General features: G+C 66.5%; 19 protein-coding genes. 5 read left to right on the forward strand and 14 right to left on the reverse strand.

Features of this window, described 5'->3' with window-relative positions:
- Entirely contained in the window at positions 1–777 is a 777-nt protein-coding gene (locus tag ACJJV7_RS13430; RefSeq protein ID WP_405373958.1) for an enoyl-CoA hydratase-related protein, read from the forward strand.
- Between the two features lie 156 nt (positions 778–933).
- Here the strand turns inward: ACJJV7_RS13430 and ACJJV7_RS13435 are convergent, their stop codons facing one another.
- Positions 934–2,334 (reverse strand): DUF222 domain-containing protein, encoded by a 1,401-nt coding sequence (locus ACJJV7_RS13435; protein ID WP_405373957.1) that lies wholly within the window; start codon positions 2,332–2,334, stop codon positions 934–936.
- Between the two features lie 322 nt (positions 2,335–2,656).
- Here ACJJV7_RS13435 and ACJJV7_RS13440 point away from each other — a divergent pair, with 322 nt between their 5' ends.
- Entirely contained in the window at positions 2,657–2,932 is a 276-nt protein-coding gene (locus ACJJV7_RS13440) for a hypothetical protein (RefSeq protein WP_405467864.1), read from the forward strand.
- Here the strand turns inward: ACJJV7_RS13440 and ACJJV7_RS13445 are convergent.
- The 9 genes from ACJJV7_RS13445 to ACJJV7_RS13485 form a co-directional block, all read right to left on the reverse strand.
- Entirely contained in the window at positions 2,889–3,587 is a 699-nt protein-coding gene (locus ACJJV7_RS13445; RefSeq protein ID WP_405373955.1) for a response regulator, read from the reverse strand. The two genes, ACJJV7_RS13440 and ACJJV7_RS13445, sit on opposite strands and share 44 nt — an antisense overlap.
- Entirely contained in the window at positions 3,575–4,846 is a 1,272-nt protein-coding gene (locus ACJJV7_RS13450; RefSeq protein ID WP_405373953.1) for a sensor histidine kinase, read from the reverse strand. Before ACJJV7_RS13450 ends, ACJJV7_RS13445 begins: the two co-directional genes overlap by 13 nt.
- Before the next feature lie 222 nt (positions 4,847–5,068).
- Positions 5,069–5,305, reverse strand: coding sequence for a hypothetical protein (locus tag ACJJV7_RS13455; RefSeq protein ID WP_405373951.1), 237 nt, complete (start codon positions 5,303–5,305; stop codon positions 5,069–5,071).
- A 900-nt stretch (positions 5,306–6,205) separates the two neighbouring features.
- Positions 6,206–8,233: a beta-galactosidase gene (locus ACJJV7_RS13460; RefSeq protein WP_405373949.1), complete on the reverse strand. Its 2,028-nt coding sequence runs from the start codon at positions 8,231–8,233 to the stop codon at positions 6,206–6,208.
- A 24-nt stretch (positions 8,234–8,257) separates the two neighbouring features.
- Positions 8,258–10,300 (reverse strand): hypothetical protein, encoded by a 2,043-nt coding sequence (locus tag ACJJV7_RS13465; RefSeq protein WP_405373947.1) that lies wholly within the window; start codon positions 10,298–10,300, stop codon positions 8,258–8,260.
- A gap of 5 nt (positions 10,301–10,305) precedes the next feature.
- Entirely contained in the window at positions 10,306–11,142 is an 837-nt protein-coding gene (locus ACJJV7_RS13470) for a carbohydrate ABC transporter permease (RefSeq protein WP_405373945.1), read from the reverse strand.
- Positions 11,139–12,143, reverse strand: a complete 1,005-nt coding sequence (locus ACJJV7_RS13475) for a carbohydrate ABC transporter permease (protein ID WP_405374919.1) — start codon at positions 12,141–12,143, stop codon at positions 11,139–11,141. Before ACJJV7_RS13475 ends, ACJJV7_RS13470 begins: the two co-directional genes overlap by 4 nt.
- Positions 12,127–13,356 (reverse strand): extracellular solute-binding protein, encoded by a 1,230-nt coding sequence (locus tag ACJJV7_RS13480; protein ID WP_405373943.1) that lies wholly within the window; start codon positions 13,354–13,356, stop codon positions 12,127–12,129. Before ACJJV7_RS13480 ends, ACJJV7_RS13475 begins: the two co-directional genes overlap by 17 nt.
- Before the next feature lie 98 nt (positions 13,357–13,454).
- Positions 13,455–14,495, reverse strand: a complete 1,041-nt coding sequence (locus tag ACJJV7_RS13485) for a LacI family DNA-binding transcriptional regulator (protein ID WP_405373941.1) — start codon at positions 14,493–14,495, stop codon at positions 13,455–13,457.
- Between the two features lie 428 nt (positions 14,496–14,923).
- Here ACJJV7_RS13485 and ACJJV7_RS13490 point away from each other — a divergent pair, with 428 nt between their 5' ends.
- Positions 14,924–15,733, forward strand: a complete 810-nt coding sequence (locus tag ACJJV7_RS13490) for an AAA family ATPase (RefSeq protein WP_405373938.1) — start codon at positions 14,924–14,926, stop codon at positions 15,731–15,733.
- A gap of 168 nt (positions 15,734–15,901) precedes the next feature.
- On the opposite strand, the gene ACJJV7_RS13495 is transcribed toward ACJJV7_RS13490, so the two are convergent.
- Positions 15,902–16,327, reverse strand: coding sequence for a 2'-5' RNA ligase family protein (locus tag ACJJV7_RS13495; RefSeq protein ID WP_405467866.1), 426 nt, complete (start codon positions 16,325–16,327; stop codon positions 15,902–15,904).
- Between the two features lie 288 nt (positions 16,328–16,615).
- Positions 16,616–16,873 carry a hypothetical protein gene (locus ACJJV7_RS13500; protein WP_405373934.1) on the reverse strand — a complete coding sequence of 86 codons (258 nt, stop codon included), beginning with the start codon at positions 16,871–16,873 and terminating at the stop codon, positions 16,616–16,618.
- Between the two features lie 175 nt (positions 16,874–17,048).
- Between ACJJV7_RS13500 and ACJJV7_RS13505 the strand changes: the two genes are divergently transcribed.
- Positions 17,049–17,879 carry an aldo/keto reductase gene (locus ACJJV7_RS13505; protein ID WP_405373932.1) on the forward strand — a complete coding sequence of 277 codons (831 nt, stop codon included), beginning with the start codon at positions 17,049–17,051 and terminating at the stop codon, positions 17,877–17,879.
- A 30-nt stretch (positions 17,880–17,909) separates the two neighbouring features.
- Here ACJJV7_RS13505 and ACJJV7_RS13510 read toward each other — a convergent pair whose 3' ends face one another.
- Positions 17,910–19,079, reverse strand: a complete 1,170-nt coding sequence (locus ACJJV7_RS13510; protein WP_405373930.1) for an RtcB family protein — start codon at positions 19,077–19,079, stop codon at positions 17,910–17,912.
- A gap of 309 nt (positions 19,080–19,388) precedes the next feature.
- Here ACJJV7_RS13510 and ACJJV7_RS13515 point away from each other — a divergent pair, with 309 nt between their 5' ends.
- Positions 19,389–19,541, forward strand: coding sequence for a hypothetical protein (locus tag ACJJV7_RS13515; protein ID WP_405373928.1), 153 nt, complete (start codon positions 19,389–19,391; stop codon positions 19,539–19,541).
- A 26-nt stretch (positions 19,542–19,567) separates the two neighbouring features.
- Here ACJJV7_RS13515 and ACJJV7_RS13520 read toward each other — a convergent pair whose 3' ends face one another.
- A complete protein-coding gene (locus tag ACJJV7_RS13520; RefSeq protein WP_405373926.1) occupies positions 19,568–20,356 on the reverse strand; it encodes a siderophore-interacting protein in 789 nt (262 codons plus the stop codon).

A 20,356-nucleotide genomic window follows, 5' to 3' on the forward strand; every position in this document is an offset into this window, starting at 1 on the left:
ATGACCGATCACGCGACGATCCTCACCAGCACGCGCGGGCGCGTCGGCTGGATCACCCTCAACCGTCCCGAGGCGCTGAATGCGCTGAACGCCGAGCTGATGACCGAGGTGGTCGAGGCTGCGGAGGCCTTCGACGCCGATCGGGGGATCGGCGCGATCGTCGTGACCGGCAGTGAGCGGGCGTTCGCGGCGGGCGCCGACATCAAGGAGATGGCGGAGCTCTCGGGCAATGAGATGCTCCTCAGCGACCACTTCGGGGCGTGGCGACGATTCGCCGCGGTGCGGACGCCGGTGGTCGCGGCCGTGGCGGGATACGCCCTGGGCGGCGGTTGCGAGCTGGCGATGATGTGCGACGTCATCCTGGCGGCCGACACTGCGCGGTTCGGTCAGCCGGAGATCAATCTGGGTGTCATCCCGGGGATGGGGGGCACGCAGCGGCTCGTGCGCGCCGTCGGGTCGTACAAGGCGGCCGAGCTGATCCTCACCGGTCGGCAGATCGACGCCGCGGAGGCGGAGCGCATCGGCCTCGTCTCGCGGATCGTCCCTGCCGCCGAGCTGCTCGACGACGCGCAGCGGACCGCCGAGACGATCGCGTCGAAGTCGCTGCCGTCGCTCTACGCGGCGACGTCGGCGCTCGACGCCGCGCGCGAGACGTCGCTGGCGGAGGGGCTGCGGTTCGAGCGGCAGGTGTTCGCCGGGCTGTTCGACACGGCCGATCAGAAGGAGGGCATGGCCGCCTTCCGCGAGAAGCGCGCGCCCGACTTCCAGCACCGGTGAGCGGTGAGCGGGTCGGGTCACGGGCGGAGATCGGTCAAGGTATGGCTCGGCTGCCTCATCGACGCCCGCAGGTCTCCCACCGTCGGCCGGCACGGGAGAAGCTCGTGCCGATCCGGCGCGAAGAGTGCAGACAGCGTCGCGCGACTCGCGAGCGGATCAGAACGGCGCGGCGCCGCTCATGTCGGGATAGTCCGGGAGCCGCCCGGTGGAGCCACTCGGGGGCGTTGCGGCAAGCGTGAAGGCGACGGCGGGGGTGGGGGCGTCTTCGCGGTAGGTCTTGCCGAGAGGTGAGGTCCATTCGAGGACGCCACCCGGGTGTTGTCGGACCCGCCAGGCGGTGAACTGCTTCATCGAGTGGTGTCGTTGGCAGAGGTGGGCCAGGTTCGATAGTTCGGTGGCGCCGCCGAGGGCGTGATCGTGGGTGTGGTCGACCTCGCAGCGGATGGCTGCGACGCGGCATCCGGGGAATCGGCAGTGCTGGTCGCGGGCTTGCAGGAACCTGCGGAGGGGGAGGGGCACGCGGTACGAGTCGGTCGCGGTGGTGGTGGCGGTGACGGGGTCGGAGAAGAGCCGCTCCCAGATCGATGTGGCTCCCGCGAGGGTGCGGACGGTGTCGGCGTCGATGGGGGATTGCCCGATCAGGTCTGCGGGGCCGTTGTCGGCGCCGGTGAGGCACGCGGCGGGAACGAGCACCTGTACGCGCGCCCGGATCGCGCCGAGCGGGCCGGCGCTCGTGTCGTGGGTGTCATCGAGCGCGGGTGTGCCCGCGAGAAGCAGGTCGGCGAACACGTCGGCGCGCACCTGATCGGTGGTGCGCCGGTCGGTCGCGGCGACCTGCCCGGCATCCGTCGCGCCCTCGGCACCCACGGCGCCACCGGCACGTTCGGCGTGGCCGCGTTCGGTGCGGGTGTCGATGATGGCGCGGGCTTGCTGGGTGAGGCGGTCGTGGATGCCGGCGGCGATCACCGTGGGAAGCGCGGCGATGAGCTCGCTCATCCCGTCCCTCCCCGGAACGAGCCGCACGTTCCGCGCCGATGCGGCTTCGGCGTGGCGTTCGGTGAAGGAGCGGGGATGCATCCGCTGGGCGAGGATCTCAAGCTCGCCGCGGACCCGGTTGGGGGTGTCGTGTTCGCATCGTTCGATCGCGGCCGCCTCGAACTCGGCACGAACCTCCAGCGGCACCGCCGATCCGGTATCGACGATCACGAGGACATGACCGCGGGTGATCCGCCCCATCTCCCACGCCGACAGCGCGGCCGGGTACCCCTCGACGATGGTGCAGGCCTCATCGATGCGCCGCTGCACGGTCCGGTCGGTGGTGCGCAGGACACCGCCGACCTCCGCCGCGATCGACCGGAGCGCCATGTCGTGCGCCCGAACGCGCGCATCGGTCCCGACAGTTTGCGCCTCCGCCAACCGTCCCGCCTCCGCCAGCACCCGCAACTGCGCGATCTGCGCCGCCGCGACCTGCCGTTCGGTGGCTTCCACACCCGCCACGATGCTCGCCAGCGACACCAGATAGGCGCCCTGCGGCATCGCATCGGTGGCTTCGGTCATACCCTCATTCTGACGAGGGGGTACGACATTCACCCGGCCCCGGAACGCGATAACAGGCCAGATCAGATGAGAAAAACCTCATCCCTGAAGGCAGACAGGAACGCCCCCTCCGCGAGTTGTCCGGGTTCGCTCGGCGCGGGGTTGCCCGAAGCCCTGCGCCGCAGCATCGGGCCTACGATTGCTAGCGGCGTTCGGCGTTCTCCACCCGCTCAGGTGTGCGACGTCCGCGCACTGCCCGCCGCAGACCGGCGGCCCGCCCCCGGCACGAACCGGCCGAACGACCACCCGCCCGTCGAACGTCTCGACCGCGAAACGATTGCCCATGGACACCCAGCCCGCATCCCGCCACGAGAGCGACGACGATCGTCCGTCTGACACCCAAGACGCATCCGACTCGCTGTCGACACCCGACCTCCGGCCCGCGGCCCCCGTCCGTCGCTACGGCGGCAGCGCCCCCGTCGCCTTCGATCCCACCGCCCCTCTCGAGCGCGCTGCCCGCAACACGCCTGCTCCCGCCCCGGTCGTCGTCGCGGTGGGCGGGTTCAGGTCGATGCTCATCGGACGGTTCCGTTCTGGTTGGGGTGGCCGAGATCGGTGACGGGGGGGCCGCCGTGCTCGAGGTGGACGAGCGCCGCGAGGACGCGTCGATTGCCGTGCTCGTCCTGTTCGAGGCCGAGCTTCTGGAAGAGGGAGGTGATGTGCTTCTCGACGCTGGCCTCTGAAACGAACAGCGTCGCGGCGATCGCGGCGTTGCTCTTGCCCTCGGCGATCAGCGCCAGGACCGATCGTTCACGGTCGGTGAGCCGCGACATCCGTTCGTCGCGGGCCCGCCTCGTCAGCAGCTGGGCGACGACCTCGGGGTCGAGGACCGTGGCCCCTCCTGCGATCCGGTCGATCGAGTCGAGGAAGTCGCGGACGTCGGCGACCCGGTCTTTCAGGAGGTAGCCGAGGGCGGCGTTCTGGCCCGTGATGAGCTCGCTCGCATACCGTTCCTCGACGTACTGGCTGAGGACGACGACGGGGAGCGCGGGGTGCTGGGCGCGGAGCTCGAGAGCGGCGCGGATGCCCTCGTCGGTGAACGTCGGGGGAAGCCTGACGTCGAGGATGCACAGCTCGGGCTCGGAGTCCGTGACCGCTGCGGCGAGCGAACGGGCGTCGGGAAGGGCGGCGACGACCGTGTGGCCGGCGTCCTCCAGCACCCGGACGAGTCCTTCGCGGAGGAGGGTCGAGTCTTCGCAGATCAGGATGCGCATGGGACCGTCACCTCCAGGGAGGTCGGGCCGCCGACGGGGCTGTCGAGGCGCGCGGAGCCGCCTGCGGCGAGGACGCGGTTCATGATGCCGTCCAGTCCGCCGCCCGGGGTGACGGCGGCGCCGCCGATGCCGTTGTCCTCGACGCGGGCCCAGATGGCCCGTCCGGTCGCCGCGTCACCGCGGTCCCGCACCACGACGCGCACTTCTGTGGCACGGGCGTGCTTGGCGGCGTTGGTCAACGATTCCGCGATGACGAAGTAGACCGCCGCTTCGGAGGTCGCGCTGCAGCGACCGTCGACGCGCACGTCGAGCAGCACGGGGACGTGCGATCGCGCCGCGAGGGCCGACAGGGCGGCGTCGAGTCCGCGGTCGTCGAGGACGGAGGCATGGATGCCGCGGGCGAGCTGCCGCAGTTCGGTGATGGCAGCTTTCGTCGAGGTGTGCGCCTCGTCGATGAGCGCCTTCGCGGCGACCGGATCGCTGTCGATCTTCTGCTGAGCCAGGCCGAGCGTCATGCCGACCGAGACGAGCCGGGGCTGGACGCCGTCGTGCAGGTCACGCTCGATACGGGTGCGTTCGACTTCGCTGGCCCGCACCGCGCCGGCGCGCTGGGCTCCCGCGGTCCGCGCCTGCTCGGCGAGCAGCGCCTCTCGCGAGGGGACGAGGATCGAGCGGGTGAGCAGGTCGTCGAGGAGCGAGACGCCGAACAGAATGCCGAGACCGATGACGACGCCGATCACTCCGCCGACGGCGACCCAGCCGTCGGCGAGCGGGATGTCGGTGAAGGGAAGGGTGCCGATCGACCGCCCGAACAGGGGGGAGAAGGCGAGGTCGATGCTGCGGACGATGCTCCAGACCGCGCCGAAGACGACCCAGCCCAGCACCGTCGCCACGGCGAGGCTGCCGATTCCGCGCCACATGGCGGCATCCGTGAACTGGCGCCAGAGGCTGCGGAGGAAGCCGCGGAAGCCGGGATCACGGCTGGTGCGGATGCGGAGGGCAGGAACGCCGTGGCCGTAGAGACCCTCGACCCGCTCATGCTCGAACCATGATGCGGCCCAGGCGACGTAGAGGCCCGCGATGAGCAGCAGCAACCCGAATCCGAGGATGAGGATGGTGGCGACGCCGGCGCTGATCAGGCCGATGAGGGTGGTCAGCACGCCGACGCCGAGAGGGGCGATCACGGCGAGCTGAGCGAGCGCACCCAGCCGGACCAGGGGGCCGTGTCGCCGGGCAGGCGGGGGAGTGTCGGAAGTCATGTCTCCAACGTAGGGCGGCTCCGATTCGCGCACAGCGGGGCCGTCCGGAGACCTTCTTTCGGGTTAACCCCCGGTCTGCTCGGCGGCGAGGCCGCGGCATCCGTCGATGCTCTCGGTGTCACCGCACACGTCGAACCGCTGTGGATGTCGGATGCCGCCCGCACCCGCGCGCTCGCCGTCGCCGCGCTCGCGGCCGCGGGGCTCTGACGCTCAGCGCGAGGCCTAGCGGGACGCGGAGCGACGAGCGCGGGTGAACCTCACCACGAGCGGTGCGGCGACTCCGCCCGCGACCACCGCGACGAGTGCGGAGAACGACCAGCCCATAGCCTGGTAGGCCGCCTCGAGAGCCGGCGTGGTGGCAAGGCCTGCGTCGCCGCCGGGGACCTGGTCGACCAAGATCGCTGCGTTCAGCGCACTCGTCACCAGGATCGCGAAAAGCCCCAAGGCGATCGCGCCCATCACAACGATCCAGAGAACGAGCTGCGTGCGTGATCGACTGCCTGACGATGTCATGGTCAAGAGCGATCCCCTCGGTGTCGCAGCGCAGCGGCGCGTGTGCCCAGGCTGATCGGAGCGAAGTGATGCATCTTATCGTGGGCGCCTTGATCGGGGCTTAGCCCTCGTTCGTCGCTGCGGCGCCCAAAACTCACGCTCCTGATCACCGCATCACACCCGCGGCTCCGCTCCTGCCCGGGTGAGGCAACAGGCCACACCGAAAACGCTCCCGCCGCGTTTCGGCAGGTGCTGGTTTCGGCGCGGGGTTTTGGCGCGTTGCCTGTGTGGAGTTGATCGCACGGTGGCGCTGTTCTGTGATCGTTGCGTGACGCTAGTTGCCGATGACGAGGATGTTGGCTGCGTCTTCAATTACCTCGTCGGTGATGGTCTCGAGAATTGAAAATGCCACGATCAACGCCCCCGGAAAACGCCCGTGGTCCGTCCCCGCTCCGCGATGCGCGTTGGACGAGCTGCCAGGCTCGAAAGACAACGGGAACTGGCGAGCTGTACGCCTCTGGATGCCCTTCATTTCTGGCAGTGATCATCTGAGGGAAGTTAAGAACGAGGGCATCGGTCTGCGTAGGATGTGTCCGGCCGCCCGTCGAGCCGTAATAGAAAGTTGTGCGGACGTATGGGGGAACTAAATTCCTGCCCCCTGATCCTTGGGTTGCCGATCAATGGCATCGATACGCTCAGTGGTGTTCGGCGCCAATCTTGCTTGCCGACCTGCGAGCGGCCAATTCAAAGCTCTGGCGCACGTGCCGGGTATCCGGATCGAGAGCATGGAAGGTGAGTTGACGGTGATCGTGGACCGATCGGCTAAAGCTAGGGCAGAGGCGGTCCCCGTGAGTAAATTTACTCATGTCAGTCGTGAACAGGCGCCGCGTGCAATGGACCTAGCGTTGCGTCCTCCACCTGTTCCCACGCGAACGGATCCAGAGTGTAGTTGCGGCCAGCAAGAGTAAACGAGTGCGGGACGTCCCCATGGTTGAGCACAGTCAGCATGTTTCCTCGACGCGCTACCTCCAGCCAAGGTGACCCGTTCGCGATCTCGGGATGAACGTCGGCGAGGCTCGCGACATGGCGCACCAGTCCGGTCATGCCGGCATCATTTGGGATTGTAGCGATGTATAGGGCATTGCCCTGGCCGACTTTGTTGGCTGTCAGAGCGGGTCTACCTTTGTTGCGCCCCGCTGTGAATCGTCCGATCACCGATGCTGTGGTGGGATGGATGGTTTCGGCGATGTACTGGCCTTTGCCGCCTCCGCTGGGACCGTCGAACGGGGCTTCACGCTCGCCGACGGCTTCTGAGCCGGTCGCAGAGGCGGGCTCTCCGGCAGACTTCGACGAGACTGCCGCGGGTGGCGGCACTAGGGCGCCGAACTCTTCCAGGCGGACGCCGAGTGTGCTGTTGAGGCGAGTCAGGAACCCGCCGTCGATGAACGCGTCGTCCTCGTCGACGACGTCCGAGAACGCGGAGACGAGAAGAGTCCCGCCACTGTGGGCGAAAGTGGCGAGATTTTTCGCGCCGACATCGTCGAGCAGATACACGGTCGGCGCGATGACCAGTTTGTATGCGCCGAGATCGCTGTGCGGGTGGACGAAGTCGATGGAGTAGTGCAGGCGATGCAGAGCGTTGTACCACCGCTGCACAACCTCGTCATATCGAATGCTGACAGGGTGATGGCCGGAACCGAGAGCCCACCACGACTCCCAGTCGAAGACGAGCGCGATCCGTGCATGGCTGTCGGGCGCCATCTCTGGAAGGGCTTGAAGCTGGGCGCCGAGCGCCACGACATCGCGCCACACCTGCGAGTCTGTTCCCACCTGCGGAACCATCGCCGAATGGAACTTCTCGACGCCTCGCTGCGACTGACGCCATTGGAAGAACATGATGCCATCGGCGCCGTGCGCCACTGCCTGCATCGACAATGCCGCCATCTGGCCGGGCTTCTTCGGCGCGTTGGTCGGACGCCAGTTGACGGCGTTCGTGCTCTGTTCCATCAGAATCCAGGGCACTCCGGGCTTGAGCGAGCGCATCAGATCGCGAGCGAAAGCCGAATCCCGAAACGACTCCGGGACATTCGGGTCGGGATAGTTGTCATCAGCGATGACATCCATCTCTTTTGCCCACTTCCAATAATCGGCCGGCGGGAAGGCGCCCATGAAGTTCGTGGTCACGGGCTGCATAGCCCCAGCGCTGCGGATGATGTCACGCTGCATCGTGAACAGCCCGAGCAGAGCATCCGAGGTGAAACGCTTGAAATCGAGCAAGTGCGCAGGGTTCACGCCGTACGTGGCCTTGCGCGGCGGGAGTATTTGCTCGAAGTCCGTGTAGATCTGGGACCAGAACGTCGTCCCCCATGCCCGGTTCAGTGCGTCGATGGTGCCGAAGCGCTCTTGCAACCACGCTCGGAACGCGCGCGCAGCGTGATCCGAGTAGTCGTAATGCAGGTGGCACCCCAACTCGTTGTCGACGTGCCAGAGCTTGACGGCGGGATGGGTGGCGTAGCGCGTCGCGATGGCCTCGACGAGCTCGGAGGCCAATCGCCGGTATTCCGGAGACGTCGGGGAGAAGTGCTGGCGCGCACCGGGTGAGAATACGGTGCCGTCGGCATCGTGGGGGAGCATCTCCGGGTACGCAGCTGTAGCCCAGGGTGGCGGCGACGCGGTTGCCGTCGCAAGGCCAGCGCCGATGCCGTTGCGATGAAGCAGATCGAGGATGCGGTCGAGCCACCCCCAGTCGTAGTGGCCTTCGGCCGACTGGATGCGTGACCACGCGAATATGCCGACGTTGACGAGGTTGACGCCCGCTTCTCGCATGAGTGCGACGTCCTCTTCCCACACCTCCTCGGGCCATTGCTCCGGGTAGTAGTCAGCGCCGTAGTACACGGTTTCCTCTCGAGTCGGTGGTGTTCAGCGGAGGGGCGCGAGGTCCCACTCGTCGAGCATGAGCCACATCACCAGGTGCCAGTCCTGGTCGTTGGCCAGAGGATCGGCCGTGTGAGCAGGCTCGGAGTCGACCGTGGACGGGAAGATGAAGGCGCACGTCGCCCACCCGTCCCGGCCGAAGTTCGCCATGTTCGCTGCCAGGATGTTGTCTGCTTGACGTCTGCGGTCGGGTGTCACCATGTGCTCCGGCAGTCGAAGAAGGGCGACGGCGGTGAGTGTGCTCCAGTAGTGAGGGAAGATGTCGCCCCACTGTCGGCGCTGTCCGAACCAGTATCCATCCCAGTGACGGATGCTGACGTCTCGAAGCCTCGCGTGAGGCTGCGGGCCGCCGAACGCCATCATCCAATCGATGCGCTCCTCGAGGGCCGGGAGGAAGACCTCATCACCTGTCAGGCGATAAGCGCTGGCGAGGAGACTGGTCAGCGGGGCGACGATGGATTGCTCGTAGTGGACTTCGTGGGCAGGCAGATCCCGGCCCGCGGTGACGAAACTACGGGCGCTTGCCACCAGAAGGTTGCGCAATGCGGCTGCGCGGCGTGAGTCTCCTGTCTGCTCCAGATCGTTCGCGACGCGCTCGACGGCGTCGCTCTGCAGAATGGCGAGGAATCGCTCGGCGCCGAGTTCATAGGCGCGTTCGAGGATGCGTGCTGCGAGGTCGAGTTCTGAGGCGGCCCTGTCGTTCGCCCCTTGGGCCCGAAGGTGCTCAGCGCGCATCGCGAAGAACAGCGCCAGCCATGGTGCGTCGTAGAGGCGAGGACCGGTGTGGTGGTCCTGAGAACCTCGCCGCGGGGCCGCGGTGGAATCGAGAAGATGCTGTCGAGCGAATGCGGCCCACCCGTCCAACGCAGCGTCCGCATCGTCTCCGACGAGGCCGCGCAGACGGGCCTGCTGGATGAGGATCGCCATGCCGATGCGTTCGGAGCCATCGGTCCAGTCACTCCACCCGTTGGTGAGCTGTGTGAGGAACGTGTCCGTGTTCACAGGCACGAACGCGTGGGACAGCGTGCCAGACCGCTCGATAGCGGTCTGATGCGTGAGGATGTAGCGCACTCGGTCGCTGACGACTTCGGAGACCGGAGTATGGAAGAGCAGCTCTGTGGCTGAGTCACCGATTCTCACTGTGTGCAGGCCGGGCGTCGTCGCACGAAGGACGGCACCGTCGCGTGTCAGGGCAACCTCGCCCGATTCGAAGACGACGGGTTGCGAGGTCTTGATCAAGAGCGGCTGGGTCCACGGGACGGCGACATCGTCGAGACGTGCGGGCGGGGCAGTGTCCTCGACGAACGCCTCGGTATGGTCGTACCAGCCGACCGTCCATTCGACCGTCCAGGCTTCGCCCGCTGCGAGAAGAATCGGTGTCTGTCCACCGAACGCTGAAGGGTTCCGCCCGGCGTCGGTTGGGTGCAGAACGATGTGACCGCGTGCGTTGGACAGCGTATTGGGGTTCCGCGATTCGACCGAGTACGCGGATAGTGCCCCTTGTCGCACGATCAGCCCGAGAGTGCGGCCTTGACCGCTCATAGGTTGGGCGAGAACCCAGGCCCAGGATCCGCCTGTCCACACGTGGGCGTGAACCGCTTGGGCCAGTGCGTCGCTCGCGCCTTCGTAGACATCATTGAACGGGGTCTGGATCCCCACGGAGCGGAGAGACATCGGGCTTTCAGAGATGTTTCGGAATGTGTAGCGCTCGCGCAGTTGCTCGTTCTCCCAGTCGCGTTCGACGACGATGCGCAGGTCTTGGGACGCGGCGTGGATTGCGCGGTTGGAGGTTGCTGTCCATTCCAGGTCTGACGGGGCGTTCCATCGGACGGCGCCCTTGTCGGTGATGACGAATCCGGAGCCCCACTGGTGCTCGTCCGAGTGCCACGAAGAGGTCAACTCGAGAAGGAACCGTCGGTCTGGCGACTCTGCATCGATGAACTGGACGGGAGCTCCTGTGTTCTCGTCGAGAGTGAAACTGCCTGCTCCGAGGGTGAACTGGCGGGTTGCGACTCTACGGTCGGCCATGAGCGTCATTTGACGGCACCTCCTGTGGCGCCGGCAGCGATGAATTTCTGGGCGGCGACGAGCATTGCGATAGCGGGGATGGAAGCGAGCACGGCGGTCGCCATGACAGCGCTCCAATCGTTGACGTACGACCCGAGGTACGAGTACAGCCCGAGCGTGACGGGACGAACATCCGCGGTCGTGGTGAGTGTGAGGGCGAAGAGGAAATCGCCCCAGGTGAAGAGGAAGGTGAACATCGCTGCGGTGATGAGCGCGTTGCGGCTCACCGGCAGCACGATGGACCAGAACGTGCGGATGATTCCCGCGCCGTCGACGCGCGCTGCTTCGACGATGGATTGCGGGATGTTCATCATGAACGCGCGCATCACGAGGATTCCGAAGGGGATGCCGGCGCTCGAGTCGGCGATGATGAGCCCGACGACGGAGTTCAGCAGTCCGAGTTGGTTGTACATCGAGTACAGAGCATTGGCGACGACGATGCCCGGCACCATCTGGCTGACGAGGATCGCGAACAGCAGGCCTGTCAGCCAGCGTGAGCGGAACTTGGCGAGTGCGTAGGCCGCGGGCGCGGCGACGGCGAGAGAGAAGACGACGCTGCCCAACGACACGATGATGCTGGTGATCAGGTTCGCGCCTTGTTCTTCGAGTGCCTGAACGTAGCCGCCGATGTCTGGGTTGAGCGGAAACCACGGGGTGCCGACTGCGCGGCCTCCGGGCTGTAGCGAGACGTTCACCATCCAGTAGACGGGGAAGAGCAGCACCGCGAGGATGAGGACGCCGACGACTGCGTCGACGGGGCGGCGCCAACCGCGGCTGGCACCGATGAGTCCAGCGGAGCTCATTCGTCCACCGCCTTCCTGTTTGCTCGCAGATACAGGACCGCGAAGATGAGAGAGATGACGATGAGGATGTTGCCGACAGCGGCACCCGCCCCGAAGTCGAACTGGCCGAACGACAAACGGTAGGCCTCGGTGGCGAGCGTCTCTGTCGACCCGGCGGGGCCGCCGCCTGTGAGACCGAGGATGATGTCGAGGGCCTTCAACGTGTAGACGACGCCGAGGAGCACGACTACTCCCGTGACGGGGCGCAGCATGGGCCAGGTGATGGCCCAAAAGGCTCGCCATCCGGTCGCGCCATCGAGCGCCGCTGCCTCATACAGCTCCTCGGGGATGTCCTGCAGACCCGAGTAGAGGATCGTCATGTTGAACGGGATGCCCAGCCAGACGTTCACGAGGATGACCGCGGGCAGGGCGATGTTCACGTCCGTCAGCCATCCAATGGACACATCTGATCCCGTGAGACCGGACAGCACCTGGTTAATGACCCCTGAGTCCTTATCGAGCATCCATCGCCAGATAGCGCTCGACACGATGAGAGGTATGAGCCAGGGAAGCAGGAGGAGCGAGCGCACGACACCGCTGAGCGGAAAGCGTCGTCGGAAGAAGACGGCGAGTGCGAGGCCGATGATGAACTGAGCGACGATGGAGACGACAGTGAAGATCGCAGTGTTCAGCATGACTCGGCCGAAGCCGGGGGAAGAGATCACCTCGACGTAGTTGTGCCCTCCCACCCACGGCGCTTCACCGGTGAAGAATGTGCGAGTGGTGAACTCCTGGAAGCTCATCACGCCGTTCTGCACGATGGGGTAACCGAAGAAAAAGACGAGATAAAGGGCTGCTGGGACGACGAAGGCCAACTGAAGCCATCGTTCGGCGCGTAGTGTCATTCGTCTGCGGCGCGGGCGCGTCGAGGACGCGGTTGTTGAGGTCACGGGGTCTCCCTGCATACTGCGGGCAGGGGCCGTATGGCCCCTGCCCGCAGGTACGTCACTTGTTCGGTGCAGACTGTTGCAGCGCGGTCAAAGGGTCTGCGCCACCCGTCAGGGCCGTCTGGATGGCGGTGTAGATGCCTTCGCTGGCGGCGGTGTAGTCCGCGCCAAGCTGGGCGGTGCGCGCGCGAAGGCCGGGGACCTGCTCGGCGAAACCAGCCATCTTCGGGTTCTCCGCGATGAACTGATCCACGAGCTCAGTGTTAGTGGGGACGAGGTCGCGACCAGAGGCGAGCGCCATCTGGCTCTCGTCGCTGCCGAGGCACTCGACAACCGAGGCTGCTGCGGTCATCTTGGCCTCGTTGCCGGTCTGCGGAATCGTCCAGACTTCTCCACCCAGAGGAGAGATGATCTCGTCGCCATCTTGCGGGGCAGGGATAGAGACGACCTCGTAGGGGACGCCGGCTTCGTCGAGCGACGGGAACTGCCAGGGGCCGTTGACCATCATCGCGGTGTTGCCGGCGACGAACTGATCGTTGACGTCAGCCTGCGTCCAGGTGAGCACCGACTCAGAGGCCGAACCGCTGTCGACGAGGTCTACCCACAGCTGCAGCGCTTCCGCTCCGGCCTCGGTGGCGATGTCCGTCTCCTCGCCTCCGTTGGACCAGAAGAACGGCAGGAACTGGAACGTCCCCTCCTCGGTGGCGGTGGCGGAGAACGCCATGCCGTACTTGCCATCCCCGCTAAGCGCCGCGGCCGCGGTCTTCAGCTCGTCCCAAGTGGTCGGGACGTCGATACCTGCTGCAGCGAGCATGTCCGTGTTCACGAACAAGGCGATGGTGTTCGCGACCGGCTGCACGGCATAGAGATCGCCATCGTAACTGGATGCCTCGATGACGCCGTCGGCGTATCCGTCGACGGCGATGTCGAAGTCTGACAGCGGGGCGAGAGCGCCGGATGAGGCGATCTGCGGGAGGTCTCCGTTGTCCAGCATCAGAACATCGGGCATCGTCTTGGAGGACACCTGCTGGAGCACCTTCGCAAGGTATCCGTCGTAGGGGACGTCCTGCGTTTCGATGGTGACGCCGGTGGTCTCCTCGCAGACGGTGAGAACGTCGTCGTAGACCTTCTTGTCGTTGGTGGAGCCGGCGGGACGCTCCAGCAGGATGCTGTCGGCGTCGTCGCCTGGTGCGGCGGCGTTACTACCGCTGCAACCGGACAGAGCGAGTGCTCCAATGGTGAAGAGGGCAAGTGGGATAGCGGTCCATGCTGCTCGCCGTTGAGTCATTTCGGGTCCTCCAGAGTCAACTTCGACTGTCGATGCGCATCGAATCGATGCGCATCGACAGTAACACATCGCTTCGTCGCCTAGCGAGCGTTCGTTGCCTATTCGTGACCGCGCGTGGTGGCGCGTCTGGTCAGCCGCGGAGGAAGGAGAGTGGCCCGAGGTGTGCGCGCAGGCTCAATACCCGCCAGGCGCTGCACCAATCGTTCGACTGCTGCTCGTGACACGGCTCGCGGCTCCGGGGAGACATTGGTCACTGCCTCGGTGAACGCAGTCGCGGCCTCGTCCGTGCATAGACCGACCAACCCGACGTCGGGTCCGGGCGTCACTCCCAGGGAACTCAGGTGATGAAGCGTCCAGCTCACCACCTGCGGAGCGCGCGCGATGATCCCTGCTCTGCCGGGCTCGGAAAGCAGTTGGTCGGCGACTGCGTGAAACCCGGCTACTCCCGCAGCCGGAGGCCGGATGATGTGCAGGGGTAGGCGGGCAGAGTCCGCCGCGCGCTTCGCGGACTCTTCGAATCCGCGAATGAATCCGTATCCCTCAGATGAGACAGCTGGGGGTTCTCCGACAAGGGTGATGTGGTCGGCACCATCTCGTACCAGCTCCTCAACGGCCAGCTCTGCGGCGGCTGTCACGTCGAAGTCGAAGGCATCGAATTGTGGGGTCCCGCGAGGGACGCCGATGAGAACCACCGGTACGCCGAGGTCCGATGCGGCATCGAGGCGTGGATCCACGTCTCGGATGTCCATGAGTATCATCGCGTCAACCACCGAGCGGCCGGCGAGACGTTCCATCTCTGCCGCCCCATTCTCGCCGGTGACCAGCACCACGTCGTAGTCGAACTCTCGGGCCACGCGCGTGATCGTGTCGATGAACGGCAGAGTCCCTTCCATGTCGGTAGTCGTGTCTAGCCGAATCAACAGGCCGATTACGTTGCTGCGGCGTCCGGCCAGCGCGCGCGCGCCGGCGTTGGGCTGAAAACCCAATTCCTTCATGGCTGCGAACACGCGCTCTCGAGTGTCGTCCGAAATGGTACGCCTCCCCGTCATCACGTATGAGACGGTGCTCTGTGACACGCCTGCGAGCGCCGCAACGTCTGCGCTGGTGACACGCGATCTTCCGGTGCTGCTGTTGTTCATGTCTCGACGCTATACGCAGTTGAAGCGCATCGACAGTTTTGATGAAGCAGGGCATCCACTCATTGCGCCGTCGCTCTCGCGTTGCGATAGCGGCCAGTTCCTGAGCTGCCGTGGGTCTCAAGAGCTGCCGACAACGCCGGCACGGGCGCCGGACGCCGGACGCCAGCAATTTGGGGCGTTGGAGGCTGAGACACCTGTCGTTGTGACGTATCAGACGTGGTCGCCTTTGTCTGCGTCGCCATCGATGAAGCCCACCCCAATCTCCGACTCAGCCTCCGCGACATCGAAACCGCCCGCCGAGCCCGCCGCCGAGAACTCCGGCACACCATCAATGACCGCATCCCCACCGCCGTCACCCGTGCGGAGCCTCGCGACGTTGCGCCCCCTCCGCATCGTCGCCGGCTCCGCACCTATGTAGAGGACGAGTAATGAACCAGGCCTTCATCGTCACCAAGGAGCACCGGCGCTTCACCGAGTTCGCGAACGCCGTCCGCAAAGAGAGAACCATCGGCATCTGCCACGGCGACGCAGGAGTGGGTAAGACAAACTCCGCCCGCCGATACGCGAGCTGGGATGCGCTGGAGCCCTACATCAACACGTGGGGGCCTCGCGGCGAGCACGACGCCAAGTACTACGCCCTCGCCAACCGATCCCGCACCGTCTTCTACACACCCGAGGTCCTCTGCCGACCCAAGGACCTCATGCACGACATCGGCCGCTGGCAGGCAAAGGTCGAGATCTGCGCCGACGAACACCTCCGCTCACGAGAGACCGAGCCGACGACCAAAGCGATCGGAATGTCTCACCTCGTCGATCTGCTCATCATCGACGAAGCCGAAAGACTTACCCCGACCGCGCTCGAGATGCTCCGCGACCGACACGACCGCGAACACCTCTCCATGATCCTCATCGGCATGCCCGGAATCGACCAACGGTTCCGCCACTACCCACAGCTCTACAGCCGACTCGGCTTCTCTCACCACTACCGTGCTCTCGGCAGAGAAGAACTCCTCTTCGTCCTCGACCGGCACTGGAAACGCCTAGGACAACAACTCGACCCCGAAGACTTCACCGACGCGCAAGCGATAGCCGCTGTCGAACGCATCACCCGCGGCAACTTCCGCCTCCTCGAACGACTCTTCCCTCAGATTGCCCGAGTGCTAAAGATCAACGGACTCGAAACCATCACCGACGACGTCATCGAAGCCGCGGCCAGCATCCTCGTCATCGGCAACTGACGCCACAACACGATCACAGAACACCGCCACCAAGCGATCAACTCCACACGTTGCCTGTCGGCGCGTCGCGCCGTGGTCGACGTCGGCGCCGACTGCGCCGTAAACGATCGTTTTCGGCAGGTGGTGTTGGGGCGCACGCAAGCGATCGGTACGTCGGCGAGCCGCACCTCAGATGCCGAGTTGGATGACCTCGCTGTGCTCCTCGCCGTTTGCGTACGAGACGAGCTCTATCTCGTTGACGGTCTCGCGAACTGGATGCTCGAACTCCTGAACTCGTGCGGACTCGATCGTCTTCCAGTCCTCACTCGACAGTGTCTTGCCGTAGACGACGGACATGTGAAAGGTCCAGTCGTCGAGGGGCAGCTCACCGAGGCGGTGGAAATCGGTCTGATCCAGCACGTCGGTCAGGGTCGCGTAGGCGGCGACAAGAGAGCGCGCGCGAGCAAGTCGAAGGATGAGGATCTGCCACGGCTCAGGGAATGAGTCGACGGCCTCGCCGATGATCTCGATCGGCTGTTGCTCGGCAGCCCAACTGCGGACCAGCGCCGTGAGCTCGCCACGACGTGTTGGCTCGTAGAAACCTCGAAGCGTCACGTGCCCCGTGTGCGGGTGTGGAAGTCCAGCCAGAGCCAGAGCGTCGTTCTGCTCCGTCGCGTAGCGATCCGCTACCCCTGAAGTTGGGCGAAGCACGAGGTACTGCTGCCCATGGAGAGATTCGAGCTGCTCCGGGGTATTCATGAACGGTGGGCGCATGCGACGACGATACTCAGCGGCCCTGCGGGAAGAGATCTTGTTACGTGCTTTGGTGCGCGTTTGCGGCGCATTGCCCGTGATCGTCAGTATCGAGCGCCGGAAACGATCGTCTCCGGCTGGCCTCTGCACTCAGCGCACCGGCGGCGCCTCTGCCGCCTCGGCCAACGCCTCGGCGACCAGGCGCACGTTCGCGGTGAGGGCCCCAGCCGTGACTCGGATGTGCCGGGTGGCGACCTCGTCGGTGGGGGTGCGGTAGGGGTGCCGGCTGAGGCCGCGATGCCCGAGGCGGCCAGCCGCATCCGGATGGCGCGTTCGTCGACCACCGGGACCCAGAGGTTGATGCCGTCGGGTGAGCGGCCACGGCTGGGCGGTGATGATCCCCGTCAAACCGTTCGCCGATGCGAAGTCGCGCCTCGGGGTCCGGACTCCGTCGCACGGCACGTCGTCTTCGGGTGCCGGCCTCCGCCGGTGCGGGCCACCTCAGGTCTGCGCGCCGATCTCGACACCCCGGACGACCTGTTGCCACGGGCGGGGGAGCGCCTCCGAGGCGTAGCGTGAAGGCATGATCTCGATCCCTCCGGTCTCCCTGAACGACGGCACCGCCTTTCCGCAGCTCGGTCTCGGCACGTACAACCTCCGCGGCGACGAAGGCGTCGACGCGATGGTCTCGGCGGTCGAGAGCGGCTACCGGCTGCTTGATTCCGCCGTCAACTACGAGAACGAGGCGGCGGTGGGCGAGGCGGTCCGCCGGAGCGGCATCCGTGATGAGCTCCTCGTCACGACGAAGGTTCCGGGGCGCGACCACGGCTACGACGAGACGCTCGCGAGCGCGCGGGGGTCGCTCGAACGGCTGGGCCTCGAGCGCATCGACCTGTACCTCATCCACTGGCCGAACCCGAGCGTCGACAAGTACGTCGACACCTTCCGTGCGATGGTCGAGCTGCAGCGAGACGGCCTCGTCGGCTCGGTCGGCGTCTCGAACTTCACCGAGCCGATGCTCGCCCGCATCATCGAGGCAACCGGTGTCGTCCCGGCCGTCAACCAGGTCGAGCTGCATCCGTACTTCCCGCAGGCGCACCTCCGGGCGTTCCATGCAGCGCAGGGAATCCGCACCGAGAGCTGGAGCCCGCTCGCCCGGCGGAGCGAGCTGCTCACCGAGCCCGTGGTCCAGGCCATCGCGGCGGCCCACGGGGTCACTCCGACGCAGGCGGTGCTGCGCTGGCACGTCCACCTGGGCAGCACTCCGATCCCGAAGTCCGCCGATCCGGCTCGGCAGCGCGAGAACGCCGACGTCTTCTCCTTCGAGCTCACCGACGACGAGGTCGCCTCGCTCAGTGCTCTCGAGCGCGGCCGCCTGTGGGACGGCGACCCCGACACCCACGAGGAGATGTAAGGGTCGCCGCCCGAAGCGACCGGCCGGAGGCTAGTCGCCCTTCACGTTGACGAGCTGGCGGAGCGTGTGTCGGATCTCGACGAGGTCGGCCGCGTCGGCCATGACCCGGTCGATCGGCTTGTACGCCTGCGGGATCTCATCGATGAAGGCGTCCGTGTCACGGAACTCGATACCGGTCATCGCCTCTCGGAGCTGGTCGTGCGTGAACGTGCGCCGTGCGGCCGACCTCGAGTATTCCCTCCCCGCGCCGTGGGGCGACGAGTTGAGGGAGACGGGGTTGCCGCGTCCGGTGACGACGTACGACGCTGTGCCCATCGACCCGGGGATGAGCCCGGGGCGCCCGGCATCCGCCTGGATCGCGCCCTTGCGCGACACCCACACCTGCTTTCCGAAGTGCGTCTCGCTCTCGGTGAAGTTGTGGTGGCAGTTGATGCGCTCGTGCTCGACGACGTCCTCGCCCATCACCTCCGACAGCTGCCGGGAGACGCGGTCCATCATCTCCTCGCGGTTGAGCAGAGCGAAGTGCTGCGCCCAGCGGAGCTCACGGATGTACGTGTCGAACTCCGCCGTGCCTTCGACGAGGTAGGCGAGGTCGCGGTCGGGCAGGTCGATCCACCACTGTGTCGCGAGGCGCTGCGCGACCCCGATGTGATGCGTGGCGATCTTGTTGCCGACCCCTCGAGAACCCGAGTGCAGGAACATCCACACCGCGTCGGTCTCGTCGACGGAGACCTCGATGAAGTGGTTTCCCGACCCGAGCGACCCCACCTGGTTGCGCCAGTGGCCCGCATAGGATGCCGGGTCGAACCCGTTCGCTGCGGCGAGTTCCTCCAACTCGGCGACGCGCGGCTCGGCCGTCGCGACGATCTTGCGGTTGTCGCGTCCCGCCGACAGCGGCACGGCGCGCTCGATCTGCTCGCGCAGCGCGGTCAGGTCGCGCCCCTCGAGCTGCGCCCGCGTGAACTGCGTGCGGACGGCGATCATCCCGCAGCCGATGTCGACTCCGACGGCAGCCGGCATGATGGCACCGAGGGTGGGGATGACCGAACCGACGGTCGCCCCCTTGCCGAGGTGCGCGTCCGGCATGAGCGCCAAGTGCGGGTAGATGAACGGCATGCGTGACGAGGTGCGGGCCTGCTCGATGGTCTTCTCATCGATGAGGCTCGCCCAGGACACCAGCCTGTTCGTGAGCTTCTCCATGATTCCTTTCCTTTGTGGAGTGGCCGAGGCATCCACGTGTGGAGAGGAACACACGAAAAAACGCCCCGGACCTTCTCGGTGCGGGGCGTCGGACGGTGATGGCGTCAGACGGCGCGCGCCGGAGGGTACGGCTCGTACCGGAACGAGGGCTGGCCCTCGTTCCGCTGGAGCAGATCACGCGTGTGCGCGGTCATGGCGTCCTCCGGGTTCTGCCGTGCCGGTCGGCACAGCTCTGCCACGCTAGTCGCTCGGGCGTGTCGCGTCAACGACAGGCGTGCGCCCGACCGTCTGCTGTGGCAGTGTGGCGGCATGAGCGGACTCTTCGGCTGGCACCTGGCGATCGTCATCGCCGTCATCGCGCTCTTCGCGCTGGTCGTGCTCGGGGTCTACTGGGTCGTGCGGCTGGCAGTCCGACACGGCAGGGCCGATTCGGCGGCCCACCGCGGATCCGGCATCGGCTGACCTTCCGCCCCTGACGCCGTCCCGGCTCAGTGGGGGGCGTGGTACTCGGCCTCGCCGCGCTTCCAGTAGCCCTTCACGACGACCTGATCGGATGCCGCACCCCACCGTTCGAGGAGCAGCGACCGTCCGGCCTTGACGATGCCCTGCTCGGCGGCGACGAACCCGAACAGCTCGCCTTCCGGACGCTCGTCCACGCCGAGCGCATCGAGTAGGGCGGCGAGGGCGACGCCGGGAGTCTCCGCGCCGCGGTGGACGACGCTGACGTCCACGCCGCGCGGCGCGGTCACGGGCAGCTCGTGAGCGGCATCCGTCACTTCGATCACGATGCGGCCGACCGCGTGATCGTCCATCAGCGCGGCGAACCGGCGGATCGCCGGAACGGCGGTCTCGTCGCCGGCGAGGAACCAGGCGTCCGGCCGGCCGGAGATCACCATGGAGCCGCGCGGACCGCCGACGGCGATCTGCGCGCCGATCGGCGCGGTCGCCGCCCAGGGGGCCGCCACGCCGGTGTCGCCGTGGACGGCGAACTCGACGTCGAGCCAGCCCGCGTCGGCATCCCATGCCAGCGGCGTGTACTCGCGGCTCGGAGCGGCGCGCAACGCTGCGTCGTCGTCGGTTGCCGCAGGGGGGAAGAAGAGCCGCATGTGGTCGTCGCTTCCGAGCGACGTGAACCCGGTCAGGTCGGCTCCCTCCAGGCGCACGCGCACGTACGCCGGGGTCTCCCACACCCGGCGGGTGAGGGTGACGCGGCGGAATCGGAGGTCGAGCGGCTGTCGCTCCAGCCGAAAGGAGGGGGCGGATTTGACGGTGCTCAT

Origin of the sequence: Microbacterium sp. Ld4 (assembly GCF_045066555.1) — a bacterium.
Taxonomy (GTDB): Bacteria; Actinomycetota; Actinomycetes; order Actinomycetales; family Microbacteriaceae; genus Microbacterium.